This is a genomic window from Novacetimonas pomaceti, assembly GCF_003207955.1.
In the GTDB taxonomy this organism is placed as follows: Bacteria; Pseudomonadota; Alphaproteobacteria; order Acetobacterales; family Acetobacteraceae; genus Novacetimonas; species Novacetimonas pomaceti.
Genome location: NZ_NOXG01000007.1, coordinates 64170 through 81237, shown reverse-complemented (window position 1 = coordinate 81237; position 17068 = coordinate 64170). Strand labels below are relative to the sequence as shown.

Sequence of the window (17068 nt, the reverse complement as noted above, 5' to 3'; positions counted from 1 at the left end):
AAGAACGCCGCCTTTTTGAAAAAAGGCGGCACCCAAAAACTTTTATTCCTTTTCTATCAGTTGGTTACGACATCCCCACCCCCGCATGCCACGCCCCGGCGGGACATTATCGCGCCGGTCGGGCGATATTGCGGAACGTTTCAGTCCCCCCATACCCATTGCGCATCCGTGACGACACATGCTGTCCTGCGGCAAACTTCATCGCCGGGTCCATGACAGCCGCCTCCATCCTTCGCAGGTTCACGCACGCACGCCATCGGGATTTCGGGTTCTGGATCCTCGTCGCGCTGGCGCTTTCGCCCTCGGTCCTGTCGCTGCATGGCATCACACGCAGCGTCGCGATGGAAATGCTGCTCATGGCGCTGCTGGGGCGGCGGCGGCTGGTGGTGGCGGCGATGCTGCCGGCGCTGCTGGTGCTGCCGATGGCGCTGTATTACGTCCACCTGACCGGCCACCTGCCGGGGGTGCAGCTGTGGCTGGTGCTGTTCTACTGCTCCGTCCCGGTCATCATGGGATACCTGCATACCTTCGCGCCGTGGCTGCTGGCGTGGGCGGTGGTGTGCCTTGGCGGGGTCGGGGCCTACCTGTCGCGGCCGCGCGGGCCGGTCCTGCCGGGGGGATGGGGCCGCCATGGCTGGCTGCGGTGGTTCACGCTGCTGCTGGCGCTGCCGATGGGCGCGCGGGTCATGCAGTTCAACCGCGAGGATTTCCACAGGGCCGTCAACTACAACCCCTTTTACGGGATGGAGGATTACTACGACCATTCCTATCCATGGGACCTGGCGACGGGATACATGGCCGGCCGGCACGAGACACGGCGCGTAACCGACATGGCACGGCGGATGAACCACCAGCCGGTGCGTTTCGCGGCCCCGCCCGAAAGCGACCCGCCGCATGTCGTGGTGCTGGTGATTGGCGAAAGCGCGCGGCGCGACCACATGCACCTGTTCGGGTATGGCGTGGCCGACACGCCGGAGATGGAGCGCGAGGACGGGCTGCTGCGCTTTGGCGACATGGTGACGCCCTTTGACTATACCGTCGGGGCGGTGCCGGTCATCCTGTCGCAATATGACCGGGTGCTGACGTCGCGCATCACGGAACATGACCTGATTTCGGTGTTCAACGCGGCGGGATACGACACGTGGTGGATCAGCAACCATCCCCGCCTTGGCCCGTATGACAGCGTGATCGGGGCCTATTCCGAACAGGCACGGCACATCATCTATACCACCGCCAGCGGCGGGATGATGAGCCGCCCGCAGCTTGACGAAGTCCTCCTCCCCCATGTCGCGGACGCCATACGGGGCGCGCGGGGCAATACCTTCATCGTCGTGCATGTCTTTGGCAGCCACGAATATGTGGGCGACCGCTATCCCCGGTCCTTTGCGCATTTCGGGTCGGAATATGACAACAGCATCGCCTATGGCGACCATATCCTGGCGCAGGTGACGGACATGGTGCGCGCCGCGCCGGGGGAAAACATGCTGTTCAGCGTGGCGGACCACGGGGTGCGGGTGGATGAATGCACCCCCGGCCACCCGCAGCATGGCGACCTGAAACAGTCCTATGCCGTGCCGTTCCTGATGTGGCTGTCACCGCAATGGATCGCCCGCCACCCGGCGCAGTACGACACCGCGCGCGCGCATCTGGACGCGCCGCTGATGACGTGGAACCTGCCCGACAGCATCACCGAGGCGGCGGGACTGCACCTTGCGGACGCGGATGCGACGAAATCCGTGTTCTCGCCCCTGCTGGCGCGCCCGCGCCGGATGGTGCATGGCGATGGCGGCAACCTCAACGTCGATTACGACCACAGCCACAACACGGCGCAGTGCCATATCATGCCCGACTGATCGCCACGCCGGGGTTCTACGCGGGGCGGCACCTTACGGCTGGTGCGCGGCCTCCGGATGGGTGCGGACATAGGCGTCATAGCGGCGCTGGTCCACGCAGAAGGCAAGGTTCTTGTACAGCTGGATATGGCGCTGCGTGGTGACCTGCTTCTGGCATGCCACCTTGTCCGCGTCGCGGTATTCGTCCCACACGCCGCGCAGGACGGCGGCCTTTTCCTTTTCCGCCGAAACGCAGGCGTACTTGATTTCATCGCCGAATTCGTTGCTGCAGTCGGCGTCGATGTCATATTCGGGAAAGGCCGGGCTGGCCGCCGGCAGGTGAACCGACGGGTCGATATACAGGGAATCCAGCATCGCCTCCGACACCGCATGGGCGGGATGCGCCCCCGCCATCAGCGAAACCGCCACAACCGACAGCACTGCCGCCACGCCACCTGTTTTCGTCATGCCCGCAACATCCCTTTTACGCACATTCCGGCTGGCCCCACGCGGGCCGGCCGCGCGGCGCACTGTGATGGAGTTCGGGGGAATTGAAAAGCCCAAAATCCACCCCGCCGCCATGATGCCCGCCACGCCGCCCGCCACGGCAACGCCCCGCGCCGTCCCGGCGAACACACCCGTGGACGCGCCCGCCGCACGCGCGGTTGCGACTGGACAGCGCGGGGCGTTGTCGCAATGATGTTGCCCGCCCGGGGTGGGCCGGAACCATGCGGTGGGAACCATGGCAGTGGCCGGGACCACAGCCCGGCCCGCGCCATGAGGGAGCCGACCGCAATGACCGCATCCCCCCAACCGCCCTCCCCCCAACCGCCGCCCTCCGCCAATCCCGCCGCGACACCCGCGCGCGCCGCGCCGCCCATCCGCATCGCCATCATCGGCACCGGGACGATCGCCCATACCCAGCATGTGCCGGTCATCCGCGCCCATGCGGGGTTCGAGCTTGTGGCCGGGGTCAACCCCACGCCTGTCCCGTGGTGGGCGGAGGCGACCGGCGGCCTCAAGCTGTTTTCGTCGATGGACAGCCTGATCCGGTCGGGCATGTCGGTGGACGCGGTGGCGATCTGCACGCCGCCGGCCACCCATTACGCGCTGGCGGCGCAGGGGCTGGCGGCCGGGTGGCACGTGATGCTGGAAAAACCGCCCACCCCCATCCTGTCCCAGGCGATGGACCTGCACCGGCTGGCGTGCGCGGCGGGGCGCACCCTGATGACGTCATGGCATGCCGCCTGCGCCCCGGCCATCGACCCGGCGCGGCAGATCCTGGCGTCCGGCGGCGTGCGGGGCATGCGCGTCACGTGGCGCGAAAACGTGCGCAAATGGCATCCGGGCGCGGACTGGTTCTGGAAACCCGGCGGCCATGGCGTGTTCGACGCGGGCATCAACGCGCTGTCGATCGCGTGCGCCGTCATGGGCGAACCCCTGTTCGTGACCGGCGCCACGCTGGACATCCCGGCGGGGGCCGCCACCCCCTGCACCGCGCAGGTGCGGTGGGCCACGCCGTCCCTGCCAGACGGGATGGAGGGGATATTCGACTGGACCCATCGGGGGATTGAGGTCTGGGACATCGCATGGACCCTGGGCAATGGCCGCAGGCTGCTGCTGTCGCAGGGCGGGGGCGGGCTGTCGCTGGACGGGGTGGCGGTCACGCTGCGCGGGACGCATGAATATGAATGCGTCTACAGCCGGTTTGAAAGGCTGGTCCATGACGGCGCGTCCGACATCGATTACCGTCCCGTCGCCCTGGTGGAGGACATCCTGTCGGCGGGACAGCGCCGCCCCGCCGACCCGTCATTTCGCATCCTTCCCTGAGGCCGCGCGCCCACAGCCATAACGCCGCGTGATGGAGGCCCTGCATCACGGGTGCTGCCATATGGGGGAAAACCGTTCTATAACCCCGCGTGCGACATTCGTGCGACACTGCGGACCCAACTGGCGAAATGGACGGCAATTCAGGTGACTTGGGTGACATGGGGAGAGTTCCAGGCAATCGTGCAGCTTTCCGCGGGGCTGAACATGGCGATCCTGAGCTTTGTGGACATCAGCCTGCCCGCGATAAAGGAACGCCGCCGCGTCTTTGAAAAGGCGCAGCAGGAACTGGAACGCCACAAGAAGACCACGCGCCACCAGGACGAGGAATCGCAGGCCGCGCATGTAAAACGCGTCAGCGAGATGGACCAGAAGATGTACCTGCTGTGGAAGGAGGCGTCCGCCTTCAGCAATGAGGAGGACTCCCTCCTCAAATCCACGGGCGTGATGGGGGTGGCCGGTTCCGTCGTCAGCCTGGTGCTGCTGTGGTATTCGGCGCAGCATTACAATGACCCGATCTCCACGCTGGGCAAGGTGCTGGTCGCGCTGTCGTTCGGTTCGCTGATCGGGGCGTTCGTCATCAATTTCATGACCGCATCACAGGCGGGCATGCTGACGCGCAAATGCAACGCCATCCGCAGCGAAATGCACGACCGCCTGTAAAAATCCACATCAGAACAATGCACTGACCCAAAAGAATAAAAGTTTTTGGGTGCCGCCTTTTTCCAAAAAGGCGGCGTCCTGCCCCCACTTTCCCGACACAACGCCACCCTGGCGACAGCCATTCCCCACCGCCCGGGATGCGCAAATTCGCCCCGCGCCGCCGGACGTGGTATCGCCCTGTCACCGCCCGCGCGGCACGCGCCGCGTGGCGGACGACCATCCCCGCCCCAAGAAAGGCATTCCTGATGAACGCAACCGAAATCCGCACGCGCTTCCTTGCGGCGCTGGACAACATCCTGTCCGATGACGAGGTCCCGGCCGAAGGCCGCGCCCTGCCGACCGCCCTGTCGGAGGCGCTGATCGATTACCGCCTGTCGACCGCGAAGCCGGGGCAGGACCTGACGGTCGCCGACATCACCATGCCCGACATCACGCAGATCGACCGGCTGAAGGCGGGCACCGACGCCACCGCCGCGACCCTGCGCAAGATCACGCAGGGGCAGGATGACCGCGCGCTGCGCCTTGCCTTCCTGTATTACTGCCAGGCCATCACCCGCATGGCGTCCTGATCCCGCCGTTTCGTATCCCGGCCGGGGCCGCGATGGCGCGCCCCCTCGCCACGCGCGGCCAAAGGGATTAGACCGAAACGACATGAGGGAGGGCAGGCACGCCTGCGTGCCGCACGGACAGGACTTTCGCCACGATGACGCATTTTCCGCACAGGGCGCGCCCGTCGCGCATTTTCCCGCGATCCCTGGCGGGGGGCATGCTGGCCCTCGGGCTGGTGGCCGCGACGGGTCCGGGCGTCGGCACCGCCCATGCGCAGCAGGCGCGCCAGGTCCAGACGCGTTTCGGCACCGTCGCCATCCGCAACGACCGCATCACATGGCGCGGGCATGTCGTCCATCCCACCCTGTCGGGCAACAGCGGCCTGATGCTGGCGCAGGTCCTGCCGATGGGCGACAGCGACATCGTGCTGGTGCAGAGCATCGGCGGTTCCCTGTGTCCGGCGACCTATTCCGTGATGCAGGTCAGCGGGAAAAAGGAACGCCACACCAATTTCTTTGGCACCTGTTCCGACACCCCGCACGCCAGCGTGCGGGGCGATACGCTGACGATCCGCATGCCGTCGGTGCACAATGGCGGCACGCAACACACCTATACCTACCACGCCGGGCTGGTGAGCAAGGACGGTGTTCTGCTGAATTCCCAGTGTAGTAAAGGAACATGTGAAAACTATTTCGGTGATGACTGAGATTGTTTGCAGCATGGCAACATAAAGTTACAGTCCGTTACATAGCCACGTTTTCCCGGACATGCGACAAGACACCGTCATCATGCACGGAGAAACCGATGAACAAGCTTGTCCCGCTGCTTGGCGGTATGGCGCTGCTGGCGGGATGCGCCGCCAGTCCCAAGGACGTCCAGCCCACCTATGTCCCCGATTCGGCCTATTCCAGCCTAAGCTGCCAGCAGCTGGGCGAGGCAGAGCTGAAGGAAGGTGACGTGCTGCAGACCCTGACGGACAAGCAGCACCGCGCGCACAAGACCGACACGTGGGGCGTCCTGATGGTGGGGCTGCCGCTGTCGGAAATGACCGGCAGCGACGTCAAGGGACTGCTGGCGCGTGAAAAGGGCAAGATGGAGGCCCTGCACCGCGTCCAGATGGCCAAGGGATGCGCGGGCACGACGGGCACGGGCACGATGGGCACAGGCACGGCCGGCACGGGCTTTCCCGGTTACGGGTCCGGCGTCAGCACCGGATACGGCACCACGGGATACGGGACCGGCGCTGGCACGGGTGCGTATGGCGGCGGCGCGTATGGCGCGGGTTCGTCGTCCACAGGATCTTCATCCACGGGCGGGATGATCAACGATCCGGGCGGGATCGGCACCACCACCACGCCGGCATCGAACCTGCCGGGTGCCGCGGACTTCCGCCACTGATCCGCCGGGAACGGCAGGCCCGATCCCCCCGCCGGACAGGATCCCGGCGGCCCGGACCGGCAGCCCCGCCCGTTCCCCATCCGCACAGTCCCCGGGGCCACGATACATCACGTCGCGACAGGCCGGGGCGGTATTCACGTCCGGGATTTGTATGAAAATGAGGAAATATTTCCTGTACCTGTTCTCCGCATGCGTGCTTCCCACGCTGGCGTCGTGCTCCTCCGGCCCGACACAGCAGCAGCGCGTGCAGGAACAGCTGTCGATCATGCGTGGCAAGACCATCGCGTGCAAACAGCAGTTCCCCCCCGTCAAGGGCAATTTCGAACGCCGCGCGACGTGCGAGGCATCCGCCATGTACGAGGCCGGGGCCAACGCCGGGATCAGCTATGACGCGATCAACGAACTGGCCGGCACGATGAAACGGCTGGGGGCGGAGCTGGACCAGGGCACCATTTCGCGCGAGGACGCGCGGATCCAGCTGAACGAGGCGGTGCACAAGGCCTATGCCCATGCCGCGTCGGATGCGCAGGCGCAGAACCTTGAACTGCGCGAACATCAGGAACACTGCACCTCCATGCCGCTTGCCGACGGGCTGGTCACGACCGACTGTTCACCCTGAGCGGCGCCCCAGGGGGGGACAGGGATCGGGTGTCGCCTTTCATCCCGAAAGGCTGCGATCCCCGGGGCTTCCCCGGGGCTGTTTGAAAACAGTCTGCCGATAAAGGCGACAGGAGTTTCCGGGGGCGCTTTTTTCGGAAATGTGACGCCTTTCAAAGCTTTTTGAAAAAAGCTTCACCAAAAACTTTCATCATTTCAGGGTATTGTCGGGGCTGTTTTCAGGCGGGCGTCAGGCATCCGGATCGTCGGGATCCGCGATGTCGTCGTCATCGTCCTCGCCGCCTTCATTATCCCACGTATCGACGTCCGCATGTTCCGGCAGTTGCAGGGGTTCAGGCAGGTCGTCGTCCTCCCCACCCGGCGGAAGGGCGGGATCCTGGTCCTCGGGGTGCGGGTCGGGCGGGGCCTCCGGCGGGATGCCAAGGCCGGGACCGGGACGGTTCGCATGGAAATCAGGGGATGATGCAGGGCGCATGGGCGTTATCCTTACCGCTGTGCCGGGACAACCCGCCATGCGCGGCAAAGTTCCCGCACGCCCACGCGCGTACCGGACGGTTGGCGGCCCCCGGCGGGATGGCAAATCCTTTGGGAACTTCGCCATTCCTGCGGGGTTATCGCGGGACGAGGTCGCCACGCATGCCGATGCGGCGACGCCCCCATCCCGAAGGTCCGAACAATGAACAACATCCTTCTTGTCGTCATCGTCATCCTGCTGATCGGGGCCCTGCCGACATGGCCATACAGTTCGGGATGGGGATATTACCCCTCGGGCGCGCTGGGCCTTGTCGTGCTGGTGCTGGTGGTGCTGATGATCATGGGACGAATATGACGCCCGCCGCCATGGCGCGGACAGGACAAAAGGCGGCGGGAGCACTCCTGCCGCCTTTTTTCGTGAACGAACGGGACTGCCTGTACCGCTTGGGACAGGGCGGGATCGCGCGTCCGGCGGGACCTTGCGCGATCTGGACAGGGGGGTCCGGTAATACCCTGAAATCATGAAAGTTTCCGGGGGGTGCCTTTTTCCGGAAAGGTGATGTCTTTCAAAGCTTTTTGGAAAAAAGCTTCACCAAAAACTTTTATCAGTTTTATCAACAGGTTGTTTTCATGCGGTCTTCAGGCTTGGCCGGAAACTTCCCTGATGGTCATGGGACATTTCACGATTCCATGGCCCGGTGGGTGCAACCGGGCGGCGGAATCGGTTATAATGACGTTTCATGACCGCGACATGTGGCGCGATACCCCGATGGGGCCGGGCCGCGTGCCACGACAGCAGACGCATCCAAACCATGCCGGGAATGCCAGCACCGATGCCACCACAGCCCATCACGCTCCACGCCAGCGCGCCCATCCCCGTTCCCGTATCGCTGCCGGACGGACACGTGGAATTCGTCATCGGCGACGTGCACGGCGAACGCGCGCAGCTGACGGCGCTGCTGCGGTACTGCGCCGAACATTTCCCCACCGCCACCTGCACCTCGCTGGGTGACGTGATCGACCGGGGACCGGACAGCATCGGCTGCCTTGTCGATACGCTGGAATATGCGCGGCGCGGCCGCCTGCCGGGGACGGACATCGCGTTCTTCGCCCTGCCGGGCAATCATGAACAGATGCTGTTCGCGCCGATGTTCAACCGCGATTATCCCAACATCTTCTTCCGCAATGGCGGCGACTGGCTGAAACCGTGGACCAGCACGCCCGACGACCGGCGCGGCGCGCTGATCCGGGCTGCGGTCAGCACCGGCCTTGGCGCGGAGGAGGCGCGTTCGCTGATCGATTACGGCATTTCCCGATGGCGGCCCGGCGCGGACGGGCGTCCGCCCATCGCCGTCTTCCGCGCCATCGGATCGCTTCTGGTGATGCATGCCGGCATCGACCCCACCGCCCCCGACCCGGTGGCATGGGCGCGGGCCTACAACCCCCTGTACCTCGATGACGAGGACAATCCCCTGTGGATCCGCGAGGCGTTTTACGAGGCCCCCACCCCGTGGCCCGGCAACTGGTTCGTGGTGCATGGCCATACGTTCGAACACCGCATTCCCGTGGGGCCGGACCATGTCTGCAAGGAAATCGGGGACCTGCGCCCCGAAGGCCACCGCCTGGGCCTCGATGCGGGGTCGAGCGTGACGGGAATCGTCGCCGCCGCCGCGATCACCAACGGCGCGGCGCGCATCATCACCGCGCGCGGGGGTGGCGCGAATCCGGGGAAAAAGCGTCCGCAGGCGGGCGGGCACGCCCACTGAGAGAGACTGCCGACAACAGAAATAAAAGTTTTTGGTGAAGCTTTTTGCAAAAAGCTTCAAAGAACGCCGCCTTTCCAGAAAAAAGGCGGCACCCAAAGACCCTTATGATTTCAATGAATTACCGGGATCACCTTTCCAGACAGTCCCTGCATCGCCGCGCTGCCGTCAGGCGCCGGTGGGCGCGGCGCAGGTCCGTTCGGGGCACAGCGCCTGTTCCATCACGTCCTTGACCACGGTCCGGTTCGGCCATTCCCGCAGGGCGGGACGGCCGGTGCGATTCCAGGCATGCACCAGCGTCTGTTTCCATTCGTCGCGGATTTCGCGCGGAATCTGTCGGATCGAGCGTTTCATGGCGTAACCTCCGTCATGCAGCGGTAACCAGCACTGTATGAAAGGCAGCATATCGCAATCGCCCATCCCACAATGTGGATTTTTCATGAATTCGCCACGCCGCCGATCATAAGAATGTCATGGCGATACTGCCACGGCCGCATTGACATGCGATGGGCCGCGTCACATTCCGGGGCCGCCCACGCTGCCGGGACCGCCGCCCGCCTGCTGTGGCGATCCGCTGACACCGCCCATGCCATTGGGGGCGCTGCTGCCACCCGGCGGGGCGACATGCCGCCCCGAACAGGCGGCCACCCCCACCAGCATGAGGATGCATGCAATACGCGTCGTCATATGGCGCATCGAGGTATGGCTCATCGGGCACTCCATGTTTTTTAGCCGGGTTTTTTCATCAGCCGGGAAATCCCGCCACGCCGCGCACCGCGTACGCGCCATCCATCGCCGGATACCGCCTGTCGCGATACCGGACGCGCCGAAAGCAGATGGGGGCGGGACGAAAAAAGACGGGGGAAATTATTCCCCTATTGCGGCGCCGTGCCGCCATGGGTGCTGACGCCGGGGCCGCCCCCGTCATCGGACCCGCCGCCATGCGGCTTGGGCTTGTCACATGCCGCCAGCGCGCCCAGCAGGGCAAAGGCCGCCGTGATTTTCGTGATGCGTCCCATAAAACGCCTCTCCTTCAACCGTGTTGACATGGGTAATCGCTCACCCCATCCATAGGGTGCCAACAGATCGCGCCGGGGGGAGTTGCGTATAAAATCCGGCTGGCTTCACAAAGGATATCTTCATGACAGGACAGACCCTCAGATTCTCTGGCAAGGTGGCGGTCGTCACCGGGGCGGCCGGCAATATCGGGCTGGCATGCGCGAAACGCCTGGCGCAATCCGGCGCGGCGGTGGCGCTGCTGGACATGAACGCCGACACGCTGAAGGCCGCGGTGGCGGATGTCGCGGCGCATGGCGTGGCGGCGCGCCCGTACGTGTGCGACGTGACCGACATCGCGGCGGTGCGCGACACCATCGCCGCCGTCGTGGCCGATTTCGGCGCCATTGATTTCCTGTTCAACAATGCCGGCTACCAGGGGGCATTCGCACCGGTACAGGATTACCCCGAGGACGATTTCGCCCGCGTCATGAACATCAACGTGTGCGGCGCGTTCCATGTCCTGCGCACCGTGGCGCGCCACATGGTCGAACGTCGCTTCGGGCGCATCGTCAACACCGCCAGCATGGCCGGCGTGCAGGGACCGCCGAACATGGCGGCCTATGCCGCGTCGAAATTCGCGATCGTCGGCCTGACGGAAGTGGCGTCCAAGGACCTTGCCCCCTACAACATCCGCGTCAACGCCATCAGCCCCGCCTTCATGGGGCCGGGCATGATGTGGGACCGGCAGGTGGAACTGCAGGCGAAGGTCGGCAGCCAGTATTTCTCCACCGATCCCAAAGAGGTCGCGAAACAGATGATCGGCAGCGTGCCGATGCGCCGTTACGGCAATATCGACGAAATCCCCGGCGTGGTCGAATTCCTGCTGGGCGAGGATTCAAGCTACATGACCGGCGTGAACCTGCCGATCGCGGGCGGCATCCTGTAGGAGCCCGCTGATGAAAAGCGACATGAGTTTCCGCGTGTCGCTTTTTCACAAAAAGCAAAGTTTTACGAAGCTTTTTGCAAAAAGCTTCACCAAAAACCTTTGAAATTTTCAGGACATTGCCGGGGATACAGCCCGGCAGTAATGCCGTGACTAAAAACCGGTAAAAGTTTTTGGGTGCCGCCTTTTTTCAAAAAGGCGGCGTCTTCACAAGGCATCACCAGAAACTTCTTTTGCGTTTTCACCCGCCCCCGAAACAGGGGATCCGTTTTTTCCAAAACCTTCCGGCCAGCACGCGAACGTTTCATTTTCCGCCATCCTGCCCCATGCCCGTCGAACCCGCTGTCGCGTCATGCGTTGGACATCCGGACCCAATGATACTGTGAACCGGATCGGGACGGGCATGCGACGATTTCCATTTCTGTTGGCCGCGATGCTGCTTGTTGGCGGCGTGACTGGCGCGTTTCCGGCCATGGGCAAGGAAAACGCCACCCGCCAGCGACAGGCCAGCGCGTGCCAGGGCGACGCGCTGCGCCTGTGCACGACCTCCATCCCCGACGAAGGGCGGATCGCCGCGTGCCTGCAGCGCAAGTTCGACCGCCTGTCGCCGCGCTGCCGCGCCATGTTCCATCCGGCCACCCCCGACAGCACGACGCCACCGCCCCCGGCGCAGGAACCGCCTTCGGGCGATCATGTCTGACGGGCGCACGATGCGCGAAATCCCGATGCCGCAGGCAACCGGATGTCGGGGACGGGCGTTTTGCTTACTCCTTTATCCGGAGCCAACCCAACCATGAAAACCACACGCGCCATGACCCTCCTGACGCTGTCGCTTACGCTGGCGTGCACCGGCCTTGCCGGGTGCAAGCGGCATCATGAAACAGCGGGGGAGAAGGTGGACCATTTCGGAAACAAGGTGCAGGACACCCTTGACCCGCCCAAGGGACCGGCGGAAAAGGCGGGACGCAGCCTCGACCGCGCCACGGGCAACGACTGATACCCCCCTCTCCCCGGCGCAGATGCCTGACATCGCGCCGGGTGGCGGGGCCGTCATGCCAACAGGGCCGCGTCCCCGCCCCCCCATCATCGGGCCTGGCGTACCGTCCGTTCCGGCGGTTTTTTCATCCCGCCATCAACATGGCCGAAATCCGCCACATTTCCCCGGCACCTCATGTTCCTGCCCCGTCCGTTCCCGCCATGCGCAAGGGGAGGAACGGGGCGGACGACCTAACGCCACGCAAGGGAGGAACGGAGGATCATGCGCGATACAGGCAACCCTGCATCCGGCCATCCGTTTCCCCTGCATGAATCCGGGCGCGTATCCACACGCGCCCGCGTTTGCGGCCCATGCCGGGCCACGGGACATATCATCATGACGACATCCGGCCCATTCCCCACCATCGCGCAGCGCCATCACGCCGTCATGCGCGCGCATGTCCGCCGGGGAAGCACTTTCATGACATGGCTGCGCCCGATTGCAGTTTTCGCGTGCTTCATGTCGCTGGCGGGCTGTTACGGCGGCCGCGACTGGCATCACCACCATCACCGCGATGGATATTACCGCGACGGGTATTATGGCGGGGGCCAGTACGGCGGACGTCCCGCCGGCCCGCCGCCCGGCCGGGGGTGGTAGGACGCGGCCAGCCACCGCGCCACGCGTCACCAGCACATGCAGACCGGCCGGCAATGCCCCACCTTGTCACCCGCGTCCCGTCACCTTAATGATCTGCTGAAAAGGCTTTCTGCGGATCGGAAAGGAAGCAGGGATGAAGGAACAACTGATCGAGGGGATGATTTCCCTTGCCGTCGCAATGGCATTCCTGGTGGCGCTGCGCCTGATGATGGGCTGACCATCATCAGGGGGTCCGTGCCCCGTTCCCTTCCCACTGCCGCCGCAATCGTTCTGTCGGATTGCACATGACCGACCCGTTGTGGAGATTGACGATGAACAGGAAAATACTCGCCGCGCTGGCGCTGCTGGCGGGCATGTCGCCCGTCCTTGCAACGGCGCGACCCCCCGGATATTACTACGGCCCCCGCCATGAACGGCGATGGCACCGGCCCATCCCGCCGCCGGTCTGGCGCAGGCCGCCGCCGCCCATCTGGGGCTATGGACCGCCGCCGCCCCCACCGCCGCCACCGGCCTATCCCTACTGGTAAGGGGACGTTGCGACGGGAGATGCGCACTGACCATCTGGGGGATTTGTGAAAATTCTTCACATAATCTTGGTTTTTACAGATTTATCCGGATCGTGCCGTTTTCTTTCGTGACGGCCATATGGCGGGCGGGATTTACATTCCGCCCGCCATATTTGTACAGTGACATGGCCGTGTTTCAGGACATGTCGGGCATTTTTGAAATATTAATCTGTTTCAAAGCTTTTTGAAAAAAGCTTCACCAAAAACTTTCATGACTTTTCAAATGCCGCCGGGGCCGGGTTTTCGGGTGGGCACGGGCAGGAGATGGATAAACATTCATGAAATATATGGGAAAATACGCCAGATCGGGATTACCTTTTGCGGGTTGCGTGGAACCCCGTACCTGACGCGGCGTTTTAACCATATGGCCGATCGATACCGGTCAGGCCATCGGACATGCTGACCAACGTACCGGCGCGCACGCGCCATCACGGGCAGGCCGGGTCCGGACATAATGGAATCAGGAACCGCAATCATGGGTGAATTCACCGACAAGATGAAGGGCACCGCCGACAGGACGGTTGGCTCGATCAAGGAAAACGTCGGCAAGGCAACCGGCAACGAGGAACTGGAGGCCAAGGGCACCGCCCAGAAGCTGAAGGGCAGCGCCGAAAAAGCCGTCGGCGGCGTCAAGGGCACGATCAACAAGATCTAGGCCCCCTGCGACCGGAGGAGACGGATCGTCAATTCCGTCCCCCCTGTTGCCCGTGTCCCCGCCATCCCCCATGGCGCGGGACAGCAGGGCCGGGTCCGGCCAACCGGGGCGCAGACACCACTTCGCGCATGCCATGGTCCCCCCCGTGGCATGCGTTTTTTATTGCCCCCTTCATCGGCACCTCCCGGAAACCGGAAGAAGTTTTTGGTGAAGCTTTTTTCAAAAATCTTCAGAAGAACAAAACATTCCTAAAAAACGGCAACACCCGCGAACCATCCCCACCGGACCTCAGGCCCGCGCGACGCACGCACTCCCCGATGGCGCGGGAACATCCGCCGCCCCCAGCCACTGCCCGTCGCGCGCCACCCGCCCGACGGACACGTCGAGCGCGCAGTTGACGATAATGCGCCCGTCGCCCGGCGGGATCACCGCATCGATGCGGATGGTGTCCGGTCCGCTCATGACATCGAACGTACCGATCGGTCCATGCGCCTGACGCAGCCACGCCGTCGCCGCCCCCTGCCCCGGCAGCAGCCGCACGTCCCCCGCCCGCACCAGCAGTTCCGCCACGCCATCCGGCCCGCCCGCCACGACGGGCCGCACATCGGGCAGGTCCGCGACGAAGCGTCCCCCCACGACCCGCCCGGCAAGGCGCGTGACCTCGCCCATGAACTCCATGGCAAAGGGGGTCGCGGGCGTGTCGAGCAGGTGCTGCGGGCTGCCGGCCTGCACGATCCGCCCGTCGCGCATCAGGGCGATGGAATCCGCCAGTTCGCACGCCTCATGCCGGTCGTGGGTGACAAGGATGGTGGTCAGGCCCAGACGGTCATGCAGGTCGCGCAGCCAGCCGCGGATGCGCCGCCGCACCAGCGGGTCCAGCGCGCCGAACGGTTCATCCAGCAGCAGCACGCCCGGCCCCGTCGCCAGTGCGCGGGCCAGCGCCACGCGCTGGCGCTGCCCGCCCGACAGTTCGTGCGGATACCGTCCCCCCATGCCCGGCAGGTGCATCAGTTCCAGCAGTTCGTCCACCCGCGCGGCGATGCCCGCGCGGTCGGGCCGCAGGGCGCGGGGGCGGATCGACAGGCCGAATCCGATGTTGCGCGCGACCGTCATATGGTCGAACAGGGCGTAATTCTGGAACACGAAGCCGATGTTGCGCGACCGCGCCTCCATCATGTCCACGCGCCGCGCATTGATGAACACGCGCCCGTCGCAATGCGCGTCCAGCCCGGCGATGATCCGCAGCAGCGACGTCTTGCCCGCGCCCGATGGCCCCAGCAGCGCGGTAAAGCTGCCGTCCGCGACCTCCAGCGAGACGTCATCGACAATCGGGCGGCCATGCCGCGCGACCCGGCGCGTCAGATGTTCAAGGCGTACGCTCATGCCATGTCCCCGATCCCGCGGGCCGCGACGTCCCCGCCGCCAGCCCTCCTGCCCATGCGCTCGACCACGCCGCGCGCCGCGACGACACCCATCGCCATAAGCGCAAGCAGCGCCGCCATCGCAAAGGCGGCAGGCGTCTGGTACCCGTTATACAATGTCTCGATATGCAGGGGCATCGTTTCCGTCAGGCCGGGAATATGGCCCGACACGACCGACACCGCGCCGAATTCGCCCATCGCCCGCGCCGTTGTCATCAGCACCCCCGACAGCAGCGCCGAACGCGCGCCGGGCAGGGTGACATGCCACAGGACCCGCCACATCCCGGCCCCCAGCATCACGGCGGCCTCCTCCTGCGCGCGGCCCATGTGGCGCAGCATCGGCATCATCGTGCGCGTGACATAGGGGAAGGTGACAAACAGCGTCGCCAGCAGGATGCCCGGCGGGGCGAACATGACGGGAAAGCCCCGGCGTTCCAGCGCCGCCCCCCACCATCCCTGCGTCCCGAACACCAGCAGCCACACCAGCCCCCCCACCACGGGCGATACGCTGAGCGGCAGTTCCACCAGCACGATCAGCAGCCCGCGCCCCGGAAAGGAAAACCGCGCTAGCGTCCATGCCGCCATCACGCCGAAAAACGTGTTGATCGCCACCGCCAACCCCGTCATCACCAGCGTCAGGCGGATGGCCGGCAGCGCGTCGGGATCGCGCAGCACGGCATCGCACGCGGCCACCACGCCGTGGCGCAGCGCGGTGGCGAACACCAGCGCGGGCGGCAGCACCACCATGACCCCCACCAGCAGCCACACCAGCGCGGCAAAGGCCCAGCGCCCGGCCCGCGCCGTCATGTCGCGCGTCCCCATCATGCGCCATCCCCTCATACGCCGCCCCCCGCCCCGCCCCGCGCGACGCGCCGGCGCAGCCATGCGATCCCCCCGAGCGAGGCCAGGGCCACCGCCACCAGCACCACCCCGATCAGGCTGGCGCCCCGCGTGTCATATTCCTGCAGGCGGATGACAATCAGCAGCGGCGCGATTTCGGTATGGTACGGCTGGTTCCCCGCGATGAAGATGACCGACCCGTATTCGCCCACCCCGCGCGCGAACGCCATGGCGAACGCCGTCAGCAGCGCGGGATACAGCGCGGGGACGATGACGCGCGCGATGACCTGCGCCCGCGTCGCGCCAAGGGTGCGTGCCGCCTCCTCCGCCTCGCGCGGCAGGGCGCGCAGCACGGGGGCCACGGTGCGCACCACGAACGGCAGGCCCACGAACATCAGCGCCACGACAATCCCCGCCGGGGTGAACGCGACCTTCAGCCCCAGCCGCGCCAGCGGCCCGCCGATCCAGCCATGCGGGCCATACAGCGTCGCCATCGTGATGCCCACCACCGCCGTCGGCAGCGCGAAAGGCAGTTCGATCAGCGCATCGATGACCCGCCGTCCCGGGATGTCGCCCCGCGCCAGCGCCCATGCGATCACCACGCCGGGCGGCAGGTCCGCCGCCGCCGCCACAAGGGCGGAAACGAAGCTGACCCGCAGCGCGGCAAGCATCCGCCCGTCATGCAGCATGTGCCCGAATGCGGCGAGGCCACTGCCAACCCCCTCCGCCCACGGCCGCGCCAGCAGTGCCGCCAGCGGCAGGACCACCAGCGCCCCCAGCCACGCCAGCGTCAGCGACAGCCCGACCCGCAGCCCCGGCAGGCCATCGCGCCCGCGCGGCGCGATGCGGACCCGCGCCCACGCCGCCGTGGCGGCCATCGCGCCCCG

At 65.5% G+C, this 17068-nt stretch carries 25 protein-coding genes; 16 read left to right on the top strand and 9 right to left on the bottom strand.

Going from position 1 to position 17068, the window contains the following annotated elements:
- The first annotated feature begins 212 nt into the window (after positions 1-212).
- A complete protein-coding gene (locus CFR71_RS08585; RefSeq protein ID WP_110530107.1) occupies positions 213-1853 on the top strand; it encodes a phosphoethanolamine transferase in 1641 nt (546 codons plus the stop codon).
- A 33-nt stretch (positions 1854-1886) separates the two neighbouring features.
- Here CFR71_RS08585 and CFR71_RS08580 read toward each other — a convergent pair whose 3' ends face one another.
- Positions 1887-2300, bottom strand: coding sequence for a hypothetical protein (locus tag CFR71_RS08580; RefSeq protein WP_110530258.1), 414 nt, complete (start codon positions 2298-2300; stop codon positions 1887-1889).
- Between CFR71_RS08580 and CFR71_RS16155 the strand changes: the two genes are divergently transcribed.
- The 7 genes from CFR71_RS16155 to CFR71_RS08550 all read left to right on the top strand — a co-directional run bounded on the left by CFR71_RS16155 (position 2299) and on the right by CFR71_RS08550 (position 6888).
- Positions 2299-2532 (top strand): hypothetical protein, encoded by a 234-nt coding sequence (locus CFR71_RS16155; RefSeq protein WP_133251114.1) that lies wholly within the window; start codon positions 2299-2301, stop codon positions 2530-2532. The two genes, CFR71_RS08580 and CFR71_RS16155, sit on opposite strands and share 2 nt — an antisense overlap.
- A gap of 95 nt (positions 2533-2627) precedes the next feature.
- Entirely contained in the window at positions 2628-3662 is a 1035-nt protein-coding gene (locus tag CFR71_RS08575; RefSeq protein ID WP_165832061.1) for a Gfo/Idh/MocA family protein, read from the top strand.
- Between the two features lie 204 nt (positions 3663-3866).
- A complete protein-coding gene (locus CFR71_RS08570; RefSeq protein WP_207781353.1) occupies positions 3867-4322 on the top strand; it encodes a hypothetical protein in 456 nt (151 codons plus the stop codon).
- Positions 4323-4567: 245 nt separating this feature from the next.
- Positions 4568-4891: a hypothetical protein gene (locus CFR71_RS08565; RefSeq protein WP_133251113.1), complete on the top strand. Its 324-nt coding sequence runs from the start codon at positions 4568-4570 to the stop codon at positions 4889-4891.
- 134 nt (positions 4892-5025) lie between these two features.
- A complete protein-coding gene (locus CFR71_RS08560; protein ID WP_110530094.1) occupies positions 5026-5577 on the top strand; it encodes a hypothetical protein in 552 nt (183 codons plus the stop codon).
- Positions 5578-5675: 98 nt separating this feature from the next.
- Positions 5676-6269 (top strand): hypothetical protein, encoded by a 594-nt coding sequence (locus CFR71_RS16855; RefSeq protein WP_239020320.1) that lies wholly within the window; start codon positions 5676-5678, stop codon positions 6267-6269.
- Positions 6270-6426: 157 nt separating this feature from the next.
- Positions 6427-6888 carry a hypothetical protein gene (locus CFR71_RS08550; RefSeq protein ID WP_133250234.1) on the top strand — a complete coding sequence of 154 codons (462 nt, stop codon included), beginning with the start codon at positions 6427-6429 and terminating at the stop codon, positions 6886-6888.
- A gap of 228 nt (positions 6889-7116) precedes the next feature.
- Here the strand turns inward: CFR71_RS08550 and CFR71_RS08545 are convergent, their stop codons facing one another.
- On the bottom strand, positions 7117-7362 hold the full coding sequence (locus CFR71_RS08545) for a hypothetical protein (protein WP_110530088.1): 246 nt from the start codon (positions 7360-7362) through the stop codon (positions 7117-7119).
- Positions 7363-7563: 201 nt separating this feature from the next.
- Between CFR71_RS08545 and CFR71_RS08540 the strand changes: the two genes are divergently transcribed.
- Positions 7564-7716 (top strand): DUF3309 family protein, encoded by a 153-nt coding sequence (locus CFR71_RS08540; RefSeq protein WP_110530085.1) that lies wholly within the window; start codon positions 7564-7566, stop codon positions 7714-7716.
- 478 nt (positions 7717-8194) lie between these two features.
- Entirely contained in the window at positions 8195-9127 is a 933-nt protein-coding gene (locus CFR71_RS08535) for a metallophosphoesterase (RefSeq protein WP_165829165.1), read from the top strand.
- Between the two features lie 165 nt (positions 9128-9292).
- On the opposite strand, the gene CFR71_RS08530 is transcribed toward CFR71_RS08535, so the two are convergent.
- The 3 genes from CFR71_RS08530 to CFR71_RS16485 form a co-directional block, all read right to left on the bottom strand.
- Complete coding sequence (locus CFR71_RS08530; protein WP_110530079.1) at positions 9293-9478, bottom strand: hypothetical protein; 186 nt, start codon at positions 9476-9478, stop codon at positions 9293-9295.
- A 162-nt stretch (positions 9479-9640) separates the two neighbouring features.
- Complete coding sequence (locus CFR71_RS08525) at positions 9641-9835, bottom strand: hypothetical protein (RefSeq protein WP_110530076.1); 195 nt, start codon at positions 9833-9835, stop codon at positions 9641-9643.
- Positions 9836-9999: 164 nt separating this feature from the next.
- A complete protein-coding gene (locus CFR71_RS16485) occupies positions 10000-10143 on the bottom strand; it encodes a hypothetical protein (RefSeq protein WP_165829164.1) in 144 nt (47 codons plus the stop codon).
- Positions 10144-10265: 122 nt separating this feature from the next.
- Between CFR71_RS16485 and CFR71_RS08520 the strand changes: the two genes are divergently transcribed.
- Complete coding sequence (locus CFR71_RS08520; RefSeq protein WP_110530073.1) at positions 10266-11069, top strand: SDR family NAD(P)-dependent oxidoreductase; 804 nt, start codon at positions 10266-10268, stop codon at positions 11067-11069.
- Between the two features lie 86 nt (positions 11070-11155).
- Here CFR71_RS08520 and CFR71_RS16150 read toward each other — a convergent pair whose 3' ends face one another.
- Positions 11156-11374 (bottom strand): hypothetical protein, encoded by a 219-nt coding sequence (locus CFR71_RS16150; protein WP_133251112.1) that lies wholly within the window; start codon positions 11372-11374, stop codon positions 11156-11158.
- Positions 11375-11469: 95 nt separating this feature from the next.
- Here CFR71_RS16150 and CFR71_RS08515 point away from each other — a divergent pair, with 95 nt between their 5' ends.
- The 5 genes from CFR71_RS08515 to CFR71_RS08495 all read left to right on the top strand — a co-directional run bounded on the left by CFR71_RS08515 (position 11470) and on the right by CFR71_RS08495 (position 13920).
- Positions 11470-11766, top strand: a complete 297-nt coding sequence (locus tag CFR71_RS08515) for a hypothetical protein (RefSeq protein WP_133250232.1) — start codon at positions 11470-11472, stop codon at positions 11764-11766.
- Positions 11767-11859: 93 nt separating this feature from the next.
- A complete protein-coding gene (locus tag CFR71_RS08510; protein ID WP_239019181.1) occupies positions 11860-12063 on the top strand; it encodes a hypothetical protein in 204 nt (67 codons plus the stop codon).
- Between the two features lie 375 nt (positions 12064-12438).
- Positions 12439-12699 (top strand): hypothetical protein, encoded by a 261-nt coding sequence (locus CFR71_RS08505; RefSeq protein ID WP_133250231.1) that lies wholly within the window; start codon positions 12439-12441, stop codon positions 12697-12699.
- Positions 12700-13010: 311 nt separating this feature from the next.
- Positions 13011-13226 (top strand): hypothetical protein, encoded by a 216-nt coding sequence (locus tag CFR71_RS08500; RefSeq protein WP_110530064.1) that lies wholly within the window; start codon positions 13011-13013, stop codon positions 13224-13226.
- 514 nt (positions 13227-13740) lie between these two features.
- The gene (locus tag CFR71_RS08495; RefSeq protein WP_110530061.1) at positions 13741-13920 is read left to right on the top strand and encodes a CsbD family protein; all 180 of its coding nucleotides are present in this window, start codon (positions 13741-13743) and stop codon (positions 13918-13920) included.
- A gap of 288 nt (positions 13921-14208) precedes the next feature.
- Here the strand turns inward: CFR71_RS08495 and CFR71_RS08490 are convergent, their stop codons facing one another.
- From CFR71_RS08490 to cysT, 3 genes are read right to left on the bottom strand one after another with little or no spacing between them, the layout of a single operon-like run.
- Positions 14209-15303 (bottom strand): sulfate/molybdate ABC transporter ATP-binding protein, encoded by a 1095-nt coding sequence (locus tag CFR71_RS08490; RefSeq protein ID WP_110530058.1) that lies wholly within the window; start codon positions 15301-15303, stop codon positions 14209-14211.
- Positions 15300-16166 carry a sulfate ABC transporter permease gene (locus tag CFR71_RS08485; RefSeq protein WP_408891766.1) on the bottom strand — a complete coding sequence of 289 codons (867 nt, stop codon included), beginning with the start codon at positions 16164-16166 and terminating at the stop codon, positions 15300-15302. Before CFR71_RS08485 ends, CFR71_RS08490 begins: the two co-directional genes overlap by 4 nt.
- A gap of 11 nt (positions 16167-16177) precedes the next feature.
- The gene (gene cysT, locus CFR71_RS08480) at positions 16178-17059 is read right to left on the bottom strand and encodes a sulfate ABC transporter permease subunit CysT (protein ID WP_110530251.1); all 882 of its coding nucleotides are present in this window, start codon (positions 17057-17059) and stop codon (positions 16178-16180) included.
- Positions 17060-17068 lie beyond the last annotated feature (9 nt).

What these genes read in the sequence shown, in the direction of transcription:
- CFR71_RS08510 (WP_239019181.1), top strand. Translation starts at nt 11,860, where the DNA reads ATGAAAACCACACGCGCCATGACCCTCCTGACGCTGTCGCTTACGCTG.
- CFR71_RS16150 (WP_133251112.1), bottom strand. Translation starts at nt 11,374, where the DNA reads ATGAAACGTTCGCGTGCTGGCCGGAAGGTTTTGGAAAAAACGGATCCC.
- CFR71_RS08495 (WP_110530061.1), top strand. Translation starts at nt 13,741, where the DNA reads ATGGGTGAATTCACCGACAAGATGAAGGGCACCGCCGACAGGACGGTT.
- CFR71_RS08525 (WP_110530076.1), bottom strand. Translation starts at nt 9,835, where the DNA reads ATGAGCCATACCTCGATGCGCCATATGACGACGCGTATTGCATGCATC.
- CFR71_RS16855 (WP_239020320.1), top strand. Translation starts at nt 5,676, where the DNA reads ATGAACAAGCTTGTCCCGCTGCTTGGCGGTATGGCGCTGCTGGCGGGA.
- CFR71_RS08530 (WP_110530079.1), bottom strand. Translation starts at nt 9,478, where the DNA reads ATGAAACGCTCGATCCGACAGATTCCGCGCGAAATCCGCGACGAATGG.
- CFR71_RS08580 (WP_110530258.1), bottom strand. Translation starts at nt 2,300, where the DNA reads ATGACGAAAACAGGTGGCGTGGCGGCAGTGCTGTCGGTTGTGGCGGTT.
- CFR71_RS08570 (WP_207781353.1), top strand. Translation starts at nt 3,867, where the DNA reads ATGGCGATCCTGAGCTTTGTGGACATCAGCCTGCCCGCGATAAAGGAA.
- CFR71_RS08560 (WP_110530094.1), top strand. Translation starts at nt 5,026, where the DNA reads ATGACGCATTTTCCGCACAGGGCGCGCCCGTCGCGCATTTTCCCGCGA.
- CFR71_RS08535 (WP_165829165.1), top strand. Translation starts at nt 8,195, where the DNA reads ATGCCACCACAGCCCATCACGCTCCACGCCAGCGCGCCCATCCCCGTT.
- CFR71_RS16155 (WP_133251114.1), top strand. Translation starts at nt 2,299, where the DNA reads ATGCCCGCAACATCCCTTTTACGCACATTCCGGCTGGCCCCACGCGGG.
- CFR71_RS08485 (WP_408891766.1), bottom strand. Translation starts at nt 16,166, where the DNA reads ATGATGGGGACGCGCGACATGACGGCGCGGGCCGGGCGCTGGGCCTTT.
- CFR71_RS08565 (WP_133251113.1), top strand. Translation starts at nt 4,568, where the DNA reads ATGAACGCAACCGAAATCCGCACGCGCTTCCTTGCGGCGCTGGACAAC.
- CFR71_RS08545 (WP_110530088.1), bottom strand. Translation starts at nt 7,362, where the DNA reads ATGCGCCCTGCATCATCCCCTGATTTCCATGCGAACCGTCCCGGTCCC.
- CFR71_RS08515 (WP_133250232.1), top strand. Translation starts at nt 11,470, where the DNA reads ATGCGACGATTTCCATTTCTGTTGGCCGCGATGCTGCTTGTTGGCGGC.
- CFR71_RS08505 (WP_133250231.1), top strand. Translation starts at nt 12,439, where the DNA reads ATGACGACATCCGGCCCATTCCCCACCATCGCGCAGCGCCATCACGCC.
- CFR71_RS08490 (WP_110530058.1), bottom strand. Translation starts at nt 15,303, where the DNA reads ATGAGCGTACGCCTTGAACATCTGACGCGCCGGGTCGCGCGGCATGGC.
- cysT (WP_110530251.1), bottom strand. Translation starts at nt 17,059, where the DNA reads ATGGCCGCCACGGCGGCGTGGGCGCGGGTCCGCATCGCGCCGCGCGGG.
- CFR71_RS16485 (WP_165829164.1), bottom strand. Translation starts at nt 10,143, where the DNA reads ATGGGACGCATCACGAAAATCACGGCGGCCTTTGCCCTGCTGGGCGCG.
- CFR71_RS08540 (WP_110530085.1), top strand. Translation starts at nt 7,564, where the DNA reads ATGAACAACATCCTTCTTGTCGTCATCGTCATCCTGCTGATCGGGGCC.
- CFR71_RS08520 (WP_110530073.1), top strand. Translation starts at nt 10,266, where the DNA reads ATGACAGGACAGACCCTCAGATTCTCTGGCAAGGTGGCGGTCGTCACC.
- CFR71_RS08585 (WP_110530107.1), top strand. Translation starts at nt 213, where the DNA reads ATGACAGCCGCCTCCATCCTTCGCAGGTTCACGCACGCACGCCATCGG.
- CFR71_RS08575 (WP_165832061.1), top strand. Translation starts at nt 2,628, where the DNA reads ATGACCGCATCCCCCCAACCGCCCTCCCCCCAACCGCCGCCCTCCGCC.
- CFR71_RS08550 (WP_133250234.1), top strand. Translation starts at nt 6,427, where the DNA reads ATGAGGAAATATTTCCTGTACCTGTTCTCCGCATGCGTGCTTCCCACG.
- CFR71_RS08500 (WP_110530064.1), top strand. Translation starts at nt 13,011, where the DNA reads ATGAACAGGAAAATACTCGCCGCGCTGGCGCTGCTGGCGGGCATGTCG.